Annotated in this window: 15 protein-coding genes; 3 read left to right on the plus strand and 12 right to left on the minus strand. The window is 29.2% G+C overall.

Translation table 11 applies throughout. The features are described 5' to 3' along the window. Nucleotides 1-237 precede the first annotated feature (237 nt). The gene (locus CLPA_RS11610) at nucleotides 238-381 is read right to left on the minus strand and encodes an aspartyl-phosphate phosphatase Spo0E family protein (protein WP_034829996.1); all 144 of its coding nucleotides are present in this window, start codon (nucleotides 379-381) and stop codon (nucleotides 238-240) included. A 418-nt stretch (nucleotides 382-799) separates the two neighbouring features. On the opposite strand from CLPA_RS11610, the gene CLPA_RS11615 reads away from it, so the two are divergent. Continuing rightward, nucleotides 800-1,582 carry a CAP domain-containing protein gene (locus CLPA_RS11615; protein ID WP_003441304.1) on the plus strand — a complete coding sequence of 261 codons (783 nt, stop codon included), beginning with the start codon at nucleotides 800-802 and terminating at the stop codon, nucleotides 1,580-1,582. Nucleotides 1,583-1,727: 145 nt separating this feature from the next. Here the strand turns inward: CLPA_RS11615 and CLPA_RS11620 are convergent, their stop codons facing one another. From CLPA_RS11620 to CLPA_RS11645, 6 genes are all read right to left on the minus strand, one after another. After that, nucleotides 1,728-3,512 carry an HD domain-containing phosphohydrolase gene (locus CLPA_RS11620; protein WP_003441302.1) on the minus strand — a complete coding sequence of 595 codons (1,785 nt, stop codon included), beginning with the start codon at nucleotides 3,510-3,512 and terminating at the stop codon, nucleotides 1,728-1,730. Between the two features lie 380 nt (nucleotides 3,513-3,892). Further along, a complete protein-coding gene (locus CLPA_RS11625; protein ID WP_003441298.1) occupies nucleotides 3,893-4,474 on the minus strand; it encodes a hypothetical protein in 582 nt (193 codons plus the stop codon). A gap of 495 nt (nucleotides 4,475-4,969) precedes the next feature. Continuing rightward, nucleotides 4,970-5,806 (minus strand): ABC transporter permease, encoded by an 837-nt coding sequence (locus CLPA_RS11630; RefSeq protein ID WP_003441294.1) that lies wholly within the window; start codon nucleotides 5,804-5,806, stop codon nucleotides 4,970-4,972. Nucleotides 5,807-5,812: 6 nt separating this feature from the next. After that, entirely contained in the window at nucleotides 5,813-6,727 is a 915-nt protein-coding gene (locus tag CLPA_RS11635; protein WP_003441290.1) for an ABC transporter ATP-binding protein, read from the minus strand. A 301-nt stretch (nucleotides 6,728-7,028) separates the two neighbouring features. Then, entirely contained in the window at nucleotides 7,029-8,150 is a 1,122-nt protein-coding gene (locus tag CLPA_RS20110) for a DUF4885 family protein (protein ID WP_003441287.1), read from the minus strand. Nucleotides 8,151-8,195: 45 nt separating this feature from the next. Then, nucleotides 8,196-9,083 carry a hypothetical protein gene (locus CLPA_RS11645; protein WP_003441284.1) on the minus strand — a complete coding sequence of 296 codons (888 nt, stop codon included), beginning with the start codon at nucleotides 9,081-9,083 and terminating at the stop codon, nucleotides 8,196-8,198. A gap of 773 nt (nucleotides 9,084-9,856) precedes the next feature. On the opposite strand from CLPA_RS11645, the gene CLPA_RS11650 reads away from it, so the two are divergent. Next, nucleotides 9,857-11,152 (plus strand): IS110 family RNA-guided transposase, encoded by a 1,296-nt coding sequence (locus CLPA_RS11650; protein ID WP_003440352.1) that lies wholly within the window; start codon nucleotides 9,857-9,859, stop codon nucleotides 11,150-11,152. Nucleotides 11,153-11,318: 166 nt separating this feature from the next. Here the strand turns inward: CLPA_RS11650 and CLPA_RS11655 are convergent, their stop codons facing one another. After that, complete coding sequence (locus CLPA_RS11655) at nucleotides 11,319-11,906, minus strand: nitroreductase family protein (protein WP_003441281.1); 588 nt, start codon at nucleotides 11,904-11,906, stop codon at nucleotides 11,319-11,321. 615 nt (nucleotides 11,907-12,521) lie between these two features. Between CLPA_RS11655 and CLPA_RS11660 the strand changes: the two genes are divergently transcribed. Next, a complete protein-coding gene (locus CLPA_RS11660; protein WP_003441277.1) occupies nucleotides 12,522-13,688 on the plus strand; it encodes an iron-containing alcohol dehydrogenase in 1,167 nt (388 codons plus the stop codon). A 69-nt stretch (nucleotides 13,689-13,757) separates the two neighbouring features. On the opposite strand, the gene CLPA_RS11665 is transcribed toward CLPA_RS11660, so the two are convergent. The 4 genes from CLPA_RS11665 to CLPA_RS11685 all read right to left on the minus strand — a co-directional run bounded on the left by CLPA_RS11665 (nucleotide 13,758) and on the right by CLPA_RS11685 (nucleotide 16,342). Further along, nucleotides 13,758-14,123, minus strand: coding sequence for a winged helix-turn-helix transcriptional regulator (locus CLPA_RS11665; protein WP_003441274.1), 366 nt, complete (start codon nucleotides 14,121-14,123; stop codon nucleotides 13,758-13,760). Between the two features lie 376 nt (nucleotides 14,124-14,499). Further along, the gene (locus CLPA_RS11670) at nucleotides 14,500-15,018 is read right to left on the minus strand and encodes a VanZ family protein (RefSeq protein WP_003441270.1); all 519 of its coding nucleotides are present in this window, start codon (nucleotides 15,016-15,018) and stop codon (nucleotides 14,500-14,502) included. Nucleotides 15,019-15,552: 534 nt separating this feature from the next. Next, nucleotides 15,553-15,873, minus strand: coding sequence for a thioredoxin family protein (locus CLPA_RS11680; RefSeq protein ID WP_003441264.1), 321 nt, complete (start codon nucleotides 15,871-15,873; stop codon nucleotides 15,553-15,555). 199 nt (nucleotides 15,874-16,072) lie between these two features. Continuing rightward, nucleotides 16,073-16,342 (minus strand): SIR2 family protein, encoded by a 270-nt coding sequence (locus CLPA_RS11685; RefSeq protein WP_003441259.1) that lies wholly within the window; start codon nucleotides 16,340-16,342, stop codon nucleotides 16,073-16,075. Between the last annotated feature and the right edge of the window lie 12 nt (nucleotides 16,343-16,354).

Below are 16,354 nucleotides of genomic sequence, written 5' to 3' on the forward strand. Positions count from 1 at the left end.
TTCTATAAATAATGTGTAAATCCTACTTACAATTTAATAATACAGAATATACTGAAAATTTTCAATATTAAAAAATTTATTATAGAGATTTTGCTTAATAGAAAAGCTTATCATTTAGTCTATAACCTTATCTATATATTTTTATCACTACTTAAGATTTTATAGATAGTAAAAATAAATTTTATTATTTAACTAATGGTTATATAATATTCTTAAAAATATACATAAAAATTTTTTCTAGTGAGCTAATTGTAAATTATAATAATCTACAATTAGTTTGTCCAATTGCTGGCTTACTTTTAATATTTCTTCATAATTATATTCATCAGAATTTAACATTAAATGCAATTTCTCTCTTAATTTTTCTATAGTGTTATCCATATTATTCACCTCATTTAATAAGAATATATGTTCGCATCTTATAATATTATATACCATTATTTATATTTTTTATATAGTTTTAAACATTTTTTAATGTATAAGTTATTTTTAATTAGGATTTTATTTAAATCATTATTATAAAAATCTATTTTATGATTACTCCTTAATTATGTAACAAACACTATATTTTTAATATAATCCTAGGATTATATACAAATATAATCCTCACTTACTATAATTTTCTGAATATTTTTTCAAATGTTTTTATTCTGTTTACAGAATAGAATCACAATATTCATATTTATTATTTATACTCTAACATAAGTTTTGAAAACAAAACAAAAATTAGATTATAAATTTATATTACACATTTAATATAAATTCGTAATAATCTAAAACTTTTAGGGGGTTTTTCTTTATGAATAGAAGAGTTAAATCAATAATCGCAGCATTAGCTATAACAGGAACTATATTAACAATTGCACCAAATACTGCTAAGGCAGCTGAAGTTACTTGTACTAACTCCGCAACAGAAGAAGCTTGGATAAAAAATATTTTAGATAAATATCCTCAACTAAAAAATTGGGCAGTTATTACTAAAACAAATACAACAACTACAAAGCCGGTTACGAATAACACTAAACCAGCTACACCTGCTGCTAAACCTGCAGCAAATAACACTAAACCAACCACACCGGTTGCTAAGCCTGCAGCAAATAATACTAATTCAACTGCACCGGTTACTAAACCTGCAACAAATAATGCTAATACAACAAATCAAAATAGCGGACAAGCTTCTAATTCTGCTATAAGCGCGGAGGCAACTGAAGTAATTAAATTAGTGAATGTAGAAAGAAGTAAAAATGGACTAGCTCCACTTAAAGCTAATGCTGAGTTATCTAAAGTTGCTACAGCTAAAGCTCAGGATATGATAGATAAGAATTATTTTAGCCATACTTCGCCTACCTATGGTTCACCTTTTGATATGATGAAAAAATTTGGTATAAACTATAGTGCTGCTGGTGAGAATATTGCATATGGTCAAAAGACTCCTTCAGATGTAATGAATGGATGGATGAATTCTCCAGGTCATAAAGCAAATATATTAAATTCCAATTTCACAGAAATAGGAGTTGGAATGGTTAAAGATACAAATGGTACTCCTTATTGGGTTCAAATGTTTATAAATCCTGGTAAATAAATAACTGTCAAACTTAGAGCTATTACTATTTAGCTATGAAAAATCAGATTTTAATAACTATTTTTAATAGTAAAATAATCAAAAGCTGTATTACAATGCCTGTACATATATGCATTGTAATACAGTTTTTTGTAGTATTTTATAATTATTTCTTTAGTACTTCTTGAATAAATATATTTACTAATGCCGGATCAAATTGAGTCCCAGCATCCTCTCTCAATTTTTGTACAGCAATTTCTTCTGGCATAACATCAGAATAGCTTCTTTTGCTAATCATTGCATCATAAGCATCCGCTATACTTATAATTCTTGATTGGAGTGGTATTTTTTCTCTTCTCAGTCCTTTGGGATATCCACATCCATCCCATCTTTCATGGTGGGCTAATACATATTGTGATATTTCAAGCATATCATTTACTGTACTTAATATTCTATAACCTATCTCTGGATGTCTCTTCATCTCTTCCCTTTCATTAGATGTTAATCTTTCCTTTTTGTTGAGTATATTTTCTTCTATAGCAATTTTACCTATATCATGAAGTAATCCAGCAGTTTTAAGATCCTCAATTTCACTTTCAGGTAAGGAAAGTGCCTTCCCCATTTTTCTACACAACTCTGCCGTTCTAAAAGAATGCTGCTCTTCCCTTTTATTTTTTTCATGAAGAGTACTAATTATAGCCTTTATAGTTTTTTCTCTTACGCTTGGACTTTCAAAGAGTTTTTTCTTATACATATAACCTTCAGCTTTCTTTAAAATTTCTTTTATATTTTGCCCTTTCTTCTTTTTAACTTCATAACCAAAAGAAATAGATATGTTAATTGATTTTATTTTTTGCTTAGAAGCTATATTTTTAATATTTTTAATAATCTGTTCTGCTTTAATAATATCTGTTCTAGGCAAAAGAATTATAAATTCATCTCCTCCAAGTCTGGCTATAATATCATTTTTTCTAGATCCCTCTATGATAGATCCTGAAACCTTTTTAAGTAATTCATCTCCCATAACATGACCAAAAGAATCATTTATGAGCTTTAATCCATTTACATCTGCCATAACAATAGTTAAAGGAAGATTTGCCTCTGTATCCAATCTTTCTAATTCTAAATTAAAAAATCTGCGATTATACAAACCTGTTAATTGATCATGATAACTTAAATATTCTAATTTTAATTCCATGTATTTTTCTTCAGTAATATCTCTTACCATGCAAAGCACTTCTTTTTCGCTATTTTTCACCATTCTAACTTCATAATATTCATCTATACCCTTATTGTTATAATTCCATTTATATTTAAAATTTTGTAGTTCTCCATTTTTAAATAACATTTTCATCTTTTTCCAGGCAATATCAGCTACTTCTTCAGGCAAAACATCCCAAAGATTTTTTCCAATAAAATTCTCTTTAGGAACTAATAATCTGTTTTCATCATTTGTATTACAATCAATAAAAAATCCTCTATTATCTAATATAAATATCAAATCTGGTATAGCCTTAATAATACTTTTATTCTTTTCTTCACTTCTACTTAACCTTTCATTGATCTTCATAGTTTTATCATAATGTATTTTTAACTCTTCTTCAGAAGCTGCCAATTGCTGTACATATGCTTGAAGTTCTTCATTTACCTGCTCTAATTTTTTATAACTATCATCAAGTTTCTTCTCAGTTAAACAAACCTTGTTTAAAAAAATATTGATTAATAAATATAAAATAATTGATGTTACCAAAACATAAATCCATCCTTTATATGTATTTATAATCAATACAATACTTTTTTTATTAGATAACTTATTTGCAATTCTATCCGAAAAATAAATCCAATTAAAACCAAGGATCAAATATATAAAACATATCTTTACAGCTGAATATTTTAAAAATTTTTTTCTATCAGTTTTTAAGCTTGAATAAAACTTTCCCTTTATTGACACAAAACACTCATCCTATCTTAATATTTTATTATAATCATCCTGATAAATTTCATAATTAAAATTTCATAAAATAAATCTATCATTGTAAATACTTTCTTAATACTGTTTTTTAAATCACCTTCTTAATGAAATTTCACATAATATTTAGTGTCTTTATCAAATATACATATTGTACCAAATTATTAATTATATTATAATACTTATTTTTTCAATTCTCTATTGTTTTTTAATAACCAATTACTATTTATCTGATTTTCTTAAAAATACTTATAATGACCCCCTATTTTTACAAACTAAAAACAGGGAGTCATTATAAGTATTTTAGATATATCCATAAAATATAATAAATTTTAGTGCATTGCTTTAAAAAATAGAATTAATTAGTTCAAACTATTTTTTTCTATATATTTATGTTCTTTTACTATATCATATAAAATTATATATTGCTTTCCCAATTCATGTAATTTTTCATCTATAGCCATTTTTTGTTCCTCATTTAAATTAGTGTCTTTTATCCTATCTAACAAAGGATATAAATCCATTTCTACTAATCTTAATTTGACTTCTGCACTTAGATTAACATTAATTTCTCTCTGATCTGCATTTCTTATATCTGAATTATCTTTTTCCGTAATATTATTCTTTTCTGTAATACATATTTTAAAATCAAAAATAATTTCTCCATCTTTTAAATCCTTATAGCTTTTATATAGAACTATATCAGATATTTCACTTTTATCTATGTTACCATTAATACTTGCATATGAAAATCCATAGATATAACACTTACTATTTTCTTCAACAATTATAGTATTATAAGAAATATTATGCCTGTCATATATGGTTATTACATCTCCACTATAATATTTTTTACCCTTATATGCCATAAAGTAAGTTCCTATATTGCTGAAAGATTTTCCCTTTTGATAAATTCCTTTGATTTTAGTTATCTTAGCTTTCATTATATACACTCCCCTTATTTTATTCTTATATTAATTTATTCTTTTATAGATACAATAAAATTCAATACAAGAAGTAATATTAAAATAACATTATAAATTAATATTGGGTTATACTTACGGGTAATTATCAAAATTTACATTGCAAAAAATTTAACAATTTAAATACCTCTATAATTTTAATTAATTAATTTTATTTACATGTTTTTAAATTTTATTAATTAATTTTATTGGTAAAAGCTATTAAAAATATTTATTAGTAATACAATCTAAATATTATCTATATTATACCATATATAAATATGGTCATTAGATAATTTTTTAACAAAAATACCTTATTTAACTTTAATAATATATAAGTATATAATTTTCTAATTATTCATTATGTGTTATTATATTTATAAAATGTATATAAAAAATATTTTACAAGTAACAATTGACGTGTGCAGTACACCTATTTAGATTACTACACACGTCAATTATTTTACACTATTATCACTAACTCCATATATCAGCTTCTTTACTTTTAGAACGATTAATTCTTGAAAAATCTACTTTTGAGAAAACTAATGTTGCCAGTAATAAAAATACAAGTCCAAAAATTATTACAATCAACATGCTGATAGTAGGAGTAATTACAAAATTTCCAATTTTAAAAGCAAGTTGTTCCTCAATCAATTGCTCCGTTGTTAAAGAAGTCTTTTCCAATATAATAGTTCTAAAAAATGCTGTTGTATATGTCATTGGATTGAGGTAAGCAAAATATTGCAATATTTTTGGTAACAACGAAAGTGGAATATATGCGCCACAAAGAAATGTCAATGGCATTGTAATAGCCGTTATTACAATTTGAAAGGTTTGAGAATTCTTTACCAGTGCAGCTAAAAATAACCCCAAACCAGAAAACACAAGTCCCACAGCAGCCATTACAACAATTACTGCAAAAGGTGTAATAAAAGATGTAAATTTAAGACCTATAAAATAGCCAATAAATAAAATTATAATTCCCTGTAAAGTTGCTATTGTGGCTGCAGACAAGAGCTGACCCGCAGCAATCTGCATTCGTTTAACCGGGCTTACCAGCACTTCCTTCATAAAACCCGAAACAATATCTTCAATTGTACTGGTAGCTATAGTAATGGCAGTTTGAAAGACAGTTGTTATAACAATACCTGCAAGCATATAATTTACCGGATTGGAAATATTGTCATTTTTAAATATTGCACTAAACACATATAAAAAGAAAAACGGCATGATAATTGTGAAAACAAGCTGAACACGATTCCGTGCAAAAATTTTAAGATTTCTGAACCATAAAGCTGCTATAACCTGCATAATTTCTCACTCCCTTATATCTTTTCCTGTAATTTCTAAAAACACATCATTCAATGTTCCTTTTTTAATTTCCAAATCTTTAATCATGGATTTCTGAATACTCAATACTTCCATAAATTCTGGCAATTTTTCGACTTCAATAGAGTAATAGCCATCTTTTTTCTTGTAAATAAATTCCTCTTTATTAAGCAGTGCTTCTAACCCTTGCTCGTCACTGGTTGTAATATATGCCTTATCTTTTGTATATTGCTGCTTCAAATGATATGGTGTATCCATGGCAACAATTTTACCATCATCCATAATGGCAACTTTGCTGCAGATCTCAGCCTCATCCATATAATGGGTTGTTAGAAAAATTGTTATGTTTTTTTCCTTTTGCAGCTTCACAATATAATCCCATATATGTGCCCTTGTTTGAGGATCAAGCCCTGTAGTTGGCTCATCTAAAAATAATACTTTAGGATAGTGTAGGAGAGATCTTGCTATTTCCACACGACGTTTCATACCACCTGACAGACTGCTCACCATTGATTTTTTCCAATCCTTTAAGTCCACTATATCCAAAACAAATTCAATACGTTCAAGCATTTCACTTTTAGGAATTCCATAAAAATAACAATGCATATTTAGATTTTCAAAAACAGTCATTTTATTATCCAGTGTTGATTCTTGAAAAACAACTCCTATAATACTTCTAACTGCATCCCTATCACGAGAAACGTCTTTTCCATCAATCAGCAGTGTACCATCAGTCTTGTCAAATATAGTGCATAGTGTATTAATTGTAGTACTTTTACCCGCTCCGTTTGGACCTAAAAAAGCAAAAATGCTGCCTTCCTCTACCTCAAATGAAACATTATTTACAGCTGTAAAATCACCATATTTTTTTACAAAATTCCGAACTTCAATTATATTCTTCATTTTATCACTCCTCTCAACTGTTATTAGCATTCATGATAATACTAAGCAGCAAAAAGCTCTTTGAAAATTAAGAAATCGTGAACATCATTAAATAAATAATACATACTCAAATTTTACCATGCAAAGCGAAAAAAAGTCAATTGCACATATGTAATTGACTTTTTTTGCAAAATCACTTGCCTTGTTTAATTTTATCCTTGTTTATTTTCCACAAAAGTAATTACGATCTCTGAAATCTCTGTTAAATATAAATGCATAACTTTTAAAAGTATTGACTAATCTCAAAAATTTTTGAATATTTTTAAACTGTCTTATTATAAAACCAACCACTTCCTGTATCTTGTATAAGGTTTTGTATCCACTTTGTTTCACCGTCTCCATACTGCTTTGTTTGTCCAACATCATACAAAGACCCATTTTGCCAATCTATACTGAGAAACATATCTGGTACAGAATCATATCCATTTACGGAAAGAGTTTTCAGTTCATTTCCTGTCCATTTAAGGAAAGCATTTCTGCTAACTGAATCTCCTTTGTAATATGAATCATTTTCAACGGCACTTTTGAGTACATTGAAAATATCGTCACCATCTGGTGTACGGAAAGCTCCGTCTATAAGCGGCAAATCTCTCATGCTGTAGCCTGTATATCGCTTGATTTGCAAAGCAAACTGGTACTTGGAGTTTTGTGCGTCAGTAAATTGTACTTGATTATATTTTGATGGAAACCCGGCAGATTTGATAATGTGTTTGAACAATTCTCCTGCATTTTCTCCGCTCTGCAAAATACTTTCCAATTGAGCAATCAAAGTACTATCTGTCGTTCCTGACACTTTCATTTTATAGTTATTGGGGTCTATCGTAAAGGTTAATCGTAGATTCTGCGGAATTTGAATGCCATTTTTAAGAAACATACTATTCATTTGGCTGTTTACCTGTTGACGGTCGTAGAGTTTTTGTGATGCCTCCATAACATCAGCATTTATGTTGTATTTACCATTCAAATGCGAGTCCATGCATGATACGAATGATGTCCCGCCTTTTAGTTGTAAGGTTCCATACTTCGCCATATAATATTCAGTTTCAGCCATCGCTAATCTTTGTGAACAATCAGCTCCATTTATCACCCTCAGATCAGGTAAAGGTGTTATCTGATATTTTTTCCAGATATATTCTTGTAAATCACTATCAGATTTACATACACTTCGGTCATAAGCTACTTCAGAACGATAAACAGGTTCTAAAATTTCTCTAATTTTGTCAGTTTCAGTTACAGGCCTTGGGTTGGAACTGTTAATTGCGGCTGAATCTCCAACGGAATCCTGTGTCGTAGCATTACTAGTAGCATTGCCAGAAGAAACTGGTTTGCTGGTGATGGTTGTAGTGTTGTAACTAATGGCATTACTAATACTTATATTGGACATACTGCCCCTCCTCTCACCGCTAACACCGGCGGCACAAATTGTAATTTACGGTTGATAGGCTAGTGTATAATCATAGGTATAGCTTAAGTTCAACTTAATGTTTGACATTGTAGATGATCCCATGGCCATAGCATTGTATCTAAATTGCCATACCGATTTTGCAGCTAAGTTATTGGCGGCTGATATGTTATAGGAACCGCTTGTAGCGCTGGAAACGGTAGCTATATACCAAGCACTCTGTGAACTCAACTTCACTTCATGATGTACATTGCCTTGACTTGGCGTTTGCGTGGAAGAGGTTGTGACTTTTGTAACGGCTGCGTCCTTAGGAATAGAAGCGTTTTGGGTTAAATCAACACTGGCTACGCTTGATTCAACGCCACCTGGCAGCAGATTTACATTGCCCGGATTTGATATAGATGACGGAGACATAGTAAATGTACCGTTTCCACTTTTAATTCTATTTTCAAAGCTGATTGTACCAACAGTGCTTTGATCAAGATTGGAATTCCTTACCATAGAAATATAGTATGTACCTGTAGTAGGAACATCGAATCTTATATATTTGAATCTAAGAGTAGGCAGACTGGGGTCAGTCAGTGGAATGCCTGGTGGCAATGCTGGTGTCCTATCAGCCTTATAAACTGTTAATGTAAAATTATTTAAGTCAGTTGTAGGTGTTAAGCCTACATCTGTCATTCTAATGCCGATATGGTCACCAGCAGTAGCACTAAACGAAATAAATGAACTTGTTTCTTGCGGGTTAAATGACCTCATGTAGCTATTTGCCACATTCCATGTTCCAGCAGAATAAGCTGTATCAAACGTATTATTACCTGATACATTATATTGTGCTGCACTTACGATAACTGTGCCCATCATAGTAAAACATAAAACAATTACTAAGAAAATAATTTTTTTCACACTTTTCATAAAGAACCTCCTAATTTTTTATTATATTTTAATTTATCAGTTGTGAAACTTCAAAATGATGATCTGATGTTAAAATTTTATATGATATTTCATCATAAGTGTTAATACTTGATTAATCTGAAGTAAATAATTTAGAAATCTTTTTTCAAGATAATATGACGCTCTCATGAAATGAAAAACCTATTTTCGACAAATTTCATTACAAATATTGCCATTTAATGATATTATAAGTGTATCTTATAGTAATATAATTGTCAATCTTATTTTCTAATACATTATAAATAATTAATGCCCATTGTGTTTTTCCTTCTTCTTTCGTTGTCATAATTCAAATTGTCGTTCTTTTTTTGTTCATTTTTTCCTTTAATAATTCCCCTCTTGTATAATGTAGTCATAACATTCAATAGAAAACTATCTTGAATTCTAACGAACATTACAACTCATTTCTTTTAATTTATTCGAAGATTTTCTACCCGATAGGGTGTACTAATCTCATCTAACTTAGTTTTCTATTTTTCCCAAGTGGGAATCCATACTAGTAAATATTGATGTATAATATCTCCTGAATAGAAGATAGATGTATTCCTCCTGGGAAGTAACTCTAACGAGTCATTGATACCCGAAAATTAGCGTATCATTCCATCAGTGAGAGTTCTATGTTTAGCTGGTTGGGTTTCCCTTTGGGAATTACCCGTGTCACAAACAAGGTTATAGAATTACTGATAGAAATGGAATATCTATTCTATCTCACAAAGCAAAGGAGATATTATTTTATGAGTAAATTTTTTTATAGACCAATAGTTGGAATCGATGTATCAGCAGACTTTTCAGTAGTTGCTATACTAGCACCTGACGGTGAAGTTTATAGAAAGCCTTTTAAAATTAAGCACAATAGAAATGGTTTTGATTACCTAGTAGATCAAATAAAAAAAGCGGAAGAAGAGTTTAACATGAAAACGGCAATTTTCATGGAATCTACTGGTGTATACCATCTTACTCTTTTCCACTTTCTTAGGGATACATTTGAAACATGTATCTTAAATCCACTCATTACTAATTGTAACAAGAATGGAGACATAAGAAAAGTGAAAAATGATAAAAAAGATGCATTAACCATTGCTAAAATAGGCAAATTTCAAAATGTTAAATATACTTCTGCATTTGATATTGAAATTTATACCTTAAAAGCTCTCTGTAGAGATTACTATAAGTTTACTGATAGTAAATCTACTTTTAAGAAAAAGCTTTCTACCGACTTAAAAATTATTTTTCCTAGCTATAGCTCTGTTTTTTCAAACATTACTTGCAAAACATCAATAGCAATTTTAAAAGAATATTCAAGTCCTAAAGCTATCTTAAATGCTGATAAAAATGAGTTAATAGATCTTATTCGCAGTCATTCAAGAAAAGGACTAACATATAGTGAAAAAATCTATAAAAAGCTAATTGATGCTGCTGAAGAAGCTATTTACATTGGTCTTAAATCGCCTAGCCTGTTTGTAAAAATCATGAACACAATTTCTGTAATAGAAACTTTAGAAAATCAGCTTAACAATTTATTAAATGAAATTCATTCATTGATGAAAAGCAATAGGATTTCAGAGCAATTTAAGAAAAATGTTCAATTGATTTACTCAATACCAGGTATTGGTGAATTAACTGCCATCACAATAATGAGTGAAATAGGCAATATTAAAGGTTTTGTAAAAGCTAAACATTTAGTTGCTTACTTTGGTATTGACCCATCTGTCAATCAATCTGGTAAGTTTAACAGTAATAAAAATACTATGTCTAAACGTGGTACCAGAATAGGCAGAAGAGCCTTATATGCTGTGGCATTAGCATCCATACGAACCAGTAGAAGCGGTGAACCTATAAACAAAGTTTTACTTACCTACTATAAAGAAAACCTAAATGGTAAAAGCAAAAAGGTTGCTTTAGTGGCAATAATGCATAAACTTGTTAATTACATATTCTCCGTCCTAAGGAACCAAAAAGAGTATGAAATACGTGATCCTAAAATACATATTAAAATGTATCTTAATAATGGTTCTACTACAGCAGCCTAACGGCTAAAAACTTAAAGACTAATCATCTTACAATTAATTCCATTGTTCGTGCTTTTTCAATGGATTATTTGCTATGCAAATTTTTACTCATAAATTATTTTTTTAATTTTTATTGACTTTTACTAGCTGGTCTATATTTTTAGTTAATACTAATCGATTTATATTATTACTTAATATAAGTAACAGTATTTCCTATTCTCTTAAGGGGTACCATATCTGATATTTGAGAATATCCTAGTGCAAGTCCTCCACAAATCCTTTCATTTTCAGTTAGACCCAATTTCATCATGTATGCATGAATAGACTTATTATCCTCTAACCAGTAAAGCTGATTTATCCAACAAGACCCTATATCCAGAGAAACTGCTGCCAGCATCATATTTTCCAAAGCAACTGAACAGTCTGCCATAGCGTTACCATATCCTTTTTGATTTGCAGCCACAATTAATGTAGGAGCATTGTATGTAAAATCGTAACCACCTTTTTTCGATGCTAAAATTGAATTTTTTAGACTCTTATAGGTATCTTCTTTAATCTCCATTTTGGCAAATTCTTTTTCTACCATAGATTTTAGTTCTTGAAGAGTTTCTCCATTCTGTATTACAATAAAATGATTTGTTTGATTATTTCCACCACTTGGGGCAAAACGCCCAGCTTCAATAATTAGAGAAAGTTTTTCTTCTGAAATCTGCTCTTTTTTATATTTACGAATACTTCTTCGTTTACCAATGACCTCTAATCCTTGATTTTCCATAAGATCAGCCTCCAATATTTAAAATCACATTAACTAACTTTATAGCTACTTCGTCTTTACTTACAATTTCTCATTAAATTAACTTATAATTTGGTTTACTTTTTTAAATTATATCATAAATAATCATTAAACTGTAATGGTTAGCATTTTATTCCAAAGCATGTCTTAAATCTATAACTATTAAATAATAGTTTGTTTGTTTTAAAGTTCCCAATAATTTAAAGATTTCTTTTCCCATCTATGAAAATTTATAAAAATAGTATAAAGCGCTCACACAAATCACTCCATTTTTATTATTTATAAAAATATTATACATTTTAGTTTTATAATAGTAAATTCAGCAAGATTACAAAATTCAATAAATAAAAAAGGCAGTACAAATCCATCCTTTATATTTATTTAGTTCATATTTCCTCACTGCTGCATATTCAAAAAGAATATGCAGTAAACCCAACTACATAGAAGAAAAGATTTATTTTATTAAAACCACCATATTTCCTACCTTTTTGAAACCGTCCTACCGAAAAGTGGCTTCTTTTTTTTTGAAATTAATAGATTTATACTAATACTCGTATCAAGGACACAAAGAAAGATTAATTTAAGGGGGAAATGTAAATGCAAAGATTTACTATACCAAGAGATATTTATTTTGGAGATAATGCTATAGAGCATTTAAAATCAGTAAAGGGAACTAAGGCAATGCTTGTTATTGGTTCTGAAAGATTAATAAAGGACGGAACTGTTCCCAAAATACAAGAATTATTAAAAGAAACTAATATTGAGACAACAGTATTTTCAGGTGTTGAAAATGACCCTTCAGTTGCAACGGTTAGAAGAGGTGTTGAAGTTATGGAAAATTTCAATCCAGATTTAATAATCGGTATTGGCGGCGGTTCACCAATCGATGCTGCTAAAGCAATGTGGATATTTTATGAATATCCAGAGTTCACATTTGAAGAGGCTGCTAAGCCATTTAACTTACGGGAGTTAAGACAAAAAGCTAAATTTATAGCTATACCAACTACAAGTGGTACAGGTACAGAGGTTACTTCATTCTCAGTAATAACTGACCATGAAACAGGAATTAAATATCCAATAGCTGACTATAATATAACTCCAGATGTTGCTATAGTTGATACTAATTTAGTTCAAAGTATGACAAAAACATTAGTTGCTAATACAGGAATGGATGCTTTAACTCATGCTTTTGAAGCTTATGTTTCAACAGTTAGAAATCCAATAACTGATGCATTGGCTATGAAATCAATAGAAATGACTGTTGATAATTTAGTTAAATCCTTTAAGGAAGAAGAGAAAGCTAGAAAAGATATGCATATATCTCAATGCTTAGCTGGTATGTCATTCTCTAATGCAATACTTGGAATAGTTCATTCAATGTCTCATAAGACAGGAAAAATATTCAATATTCCTCATGGTTGTGCAAATGCAATATACTTATCGTATGCTATACAGTTTAATGCAAAAAAAGCTGGAGCTGCTTATGCTGATATAGCTAAGAGATTAGGGTTAAAGGGAAAAACATCAGATGAATTAGTTCAATCATTAATTCAATTAGTTAAAGATTTTAGAGTTGCTATGAACATGCCTGCGACTTTAAAAGAATTTGGTTTGTCAGAAAAAGATTTTAAATCTAAATTAGATGAGATTTCTAAGAGTGCGGTAGCTGATCCTTGTACAGGTACAAATCCAAGAGAAATATCTGTAGAAGAGATGAAGAAATTATTTGAAGCTACTTATTATGGAACAGAAGTTAATTTCTAAGTTTATGCAAAAGTTATAGCTGGTTAATAACTAGCTATAACTTTAATTATTTATAGAAGCAAATAGATTTTAAGAGGTGAAATTTGAGTGTTTATAATTATCTACAAAATACTTTCCCCATTTATCCATTGCTTCCAAAATAGGAATTAAATCTTCTGCCATTTTAGTAAGTGAATATTCAACCATAGGTGGTACTTCATAATAAACAGTTCTATTAACTAGTCCATTTTGTTCTAAATCTTTTAATTGTTGACTTAACATTTTTTGAGTTATTCCTGGAATTAATCTTTTGAATTCATTATATCTTATAACTTTATGTATGCTAAGATTCCAAATAATAAGAGCTTTCCATTTACCACTTAAAATTTCTAAAGTAACTTCAATTTCACATCTATAGGAACTACAACTAACTTTATTTAATCTATCTTTTGGCATAATGTCACTTCCTTGTATAAGGTAATTTAGTTGTCTAGTTTATGTAACGTAATCTATCCATCTCTATCAAGTGTATAAAAATATAATATAATTATATATACTTGATATATTTTATTATGCATTAGAATTATTTTATATATAAATCATTATTTCTTTACAATCTTTAATTTACTATTATTATATCATATTTATAACAAAAGCTATCCATATTTCATGAGTAGTTTTATCTTGGTGCAGGTGACAGGACTTGAACCCATACGTCTTCGTATAGATTTGCGATTTAATATCTCTTAAAAATTGAAACGTGAAACAGCTCCCCACTTTCCCAAGAAGAGTGCCGTAATCCCAATAAAGAAACGTTATCAAGTATCAATTTTTAGTTAAAATATTTAATCCGAACTCCCATGAAAAATACCAAATAGAAAACAAATAACATTGCCAAACCTAATAATACTAATCCTGCAACGGTCAGTATCTTATCCAGCATTTTTTCATTAACACTTTTACTTAATCCTAAATAAATCAGTATTCCCACGACACCACCAAGTGTATTCGTAAGAAGGTCTGTTATATCGGTAGCACCGACTGCCAAAATATACTGACTCATTTCAATAACTAGACTAAATAACAAAATGTAAATTGCATTTTTAACTACTGGATTTTTCTTGCCTACTATTTGAGCAAAAACCCCCAACGGAATAAAGACAATAAAATTAAGTAAAACTTCTTTTCTACCACCAGATTCCAATAAAGGTATCAAATTAATATGTCGAAAACTTGCACCATCAACTGCTCGACTAATTACAGCACTAGGTGAAATCGAAAACTTGAAAAGTAATATCCAAATTAACAAGAGTCCATATAACAACAATAGAATTTTACTAGCCTTTGTCACGAAAACACCACCTTTTCACAAACTTCAGTGTGTATATTATATCACAATTCGCCGTTCAAGAAACATCTGCTGCTATTTGCCCAGTTTAGCAATATCCATTTTTTGCAGAGCAATTAATTTAAAACTTATGCAAAAACATACCGTTTCTTAATGCTTTCTGTAGTTTTCATTTTATGCCCTGAGCATTTGATTTTCTTCTAACAGCTTCATGTATTTATTATAAAGCTTATTATAATTCATTATTTACTCCTTAATTTTTACATATTGTTTTTTGTTCATGATACCATATATAAAATGTTTCATCTTCTTCTAATATTGCCTTAAAAGGTATTTCTATAAACTTTAATATCTCTAAAATGACTACTTTAAAGTCTAAATGAAACTTTATTGTTTTTCTACAAAATGAATTCCACCTTAATAAAATATCTTTATCATTTACTAAATTTGATATCCTCAATAGAATATCGCTTTCATAAACTGTATGCCTAAATGATATTCATAAACTTGTAATCAAGCATTAATATCAACTTCTTATTATACAAGATCATAAAATCTTTGTATCTTTTTTTCTAATTCAACAATACTTATGAATCTAGCTTCTCTAATTATCTCCTTACCATCTATAAATAAAATGATAGCTGGTAAAGTAAAAATTGAATACTTACCTACAACTGACTGCAATTTATCAATGTCCACTTTAACATAAGCAATTTTTCTATATTTTTCCATAAGCTCTCCTATTTTAGGTAAAAGTCCAACACACACGTTACAAGCATTTGAAGAGAAATATATCATTGAAATTTTATTTTCTTTTATAAAACTATCCATATTATCAGAAGAATCTAGCACTCTCATATACTCAACTCCCAATTTTAAAATAGCCGTGTCAAATTAATTATACAGTTAAATAAAAAAGCGGCCACAGCCGCGTTATTTCGCTTCGCTCAACTTCTTTTGGGCGAAGCCCTTTAATTAGACCCATTTCTTAGCATATCTATTTCATAATATTTTTATAAAGCTAAAACCTTTGCGAAGCATATTGATGCTCCGCATTTTAATACTCATAAGTTATACCATGAACTCCGTCATATTTTCTTGGTTTCATTATAGCTCCGCATTTCTCGCAACTAAATGTAGGAGGTTCAATTACATTTTCATCATCTATTTCATCAAACATCTCAACTACATCCCTTGGTATATATTCTTCCACTCCACATTCTGTACATATATATAAGACTCCGTCTTCTTCAATTAAATTTTCTTTCAATTTAGCTTTATATTTTGCCCTTTGTTTATCTTTTATTTTTTTATTCTTTTTAGCCATAATAACTACCTT

Source organism: Clostridium pasteurianum DSM 525 = ATCC 6013 (assembly GCF_000807255.1).
GTDB classification, from domain to species: domain Bacteria; phylum Bacillota; class Clostridia; order Clostridiales; family Clostridiaceae; genus Clostridium_I; species Clostridium_I pasteurianum.

Coding starts and splice junctions, on each gene's coding strand:
- CLPA_RS11650 (WP_003440352.1), top strand. CDS start 9,857: ATGAGTAAATTTTTTTATAGACCAATAGTTGGAATCGATGTATCAGCA.
- CLPA_RS11625 (WP_003441298.1), bottom strand. CDS start 4,474: ATGAAAGCTAAGATAACTAAAATCAAAGGAATTTATCAAAAGGGAAAA.
- CLPA_RS11665 (WP_003441274.1), bottom strand. CDS start 14,123: ATGCCAAAAGATAGATTAAATAAAGTTAGTTGTAGTTCCTATAGATGT.
- CLPA_RS11655 (WP_003441281.1), bottom strand. CDS start 11,906: ATGGAAAATCAAGGATTAGAGGTCATTGGTAAACGAAGAAGTATTCGT.
- CLPA_RS11660 (WP_003441277.1), top strand. CDS start 12,522: ATGCAAAGATTTACTATACCAAGAGATATTTATTTTGGAGATAATGCT.
- CLPA_RS11635 (WP_003441290.1), bottom strand. CDS start 6,727: ATGAAGAATATAATTGAAGTTCGGAATTTTGTAAAAAAATATGGTGAT.
- CLPA_RS11615 (WP_003441304.1), top strand. CDS start 800: ATGAATAGAAGAGTTAAATCAATAATCGCAGCATTAGCTATAACAGGA.
- CLPA_RS11610 (WP_034829996.1), bottom strand. CDS start 381: ATGGATAACACTATAGAAAAATTAAGAGAGAAATTGCATTTAATGTTA.
- CLPA_RS11630 (WP_003441294.1), bottom strand. CDS start 5,806: ATGCAGGTTATAGCAGCTTTATGGTTCAGAAATCTTAAAATTTTTGCA.
- CLPA_RS11685 (WP_003441259.1), bottom strand. CDS start 16,342: ATGGCTAAAAAGAATAAAAAAATAAAAGATAAACAAAGGGCAAAATAT.
- CLPA_RS11645 (WP_003441284.1), bottom strand. CDS start 9,083: ATGAAAAGTGTGAAAAAAATTATTTTCTTAGTAATTGTTTTATGTTTT.
- CLPA_RS11680 (WP_003441264.1), bottom strand. CDS start 15,873: ATGAGAGTGCTAGATTCTTCTGATAATATGGATAGTTTTATAAAAGAA.
- CLPA_RS20110 (WP_003441287.1), bottom strand. CDS start 8,150: ATGTCCAATATAAGTATTAGTAATGCCATTAGTTACAACACTACAACC.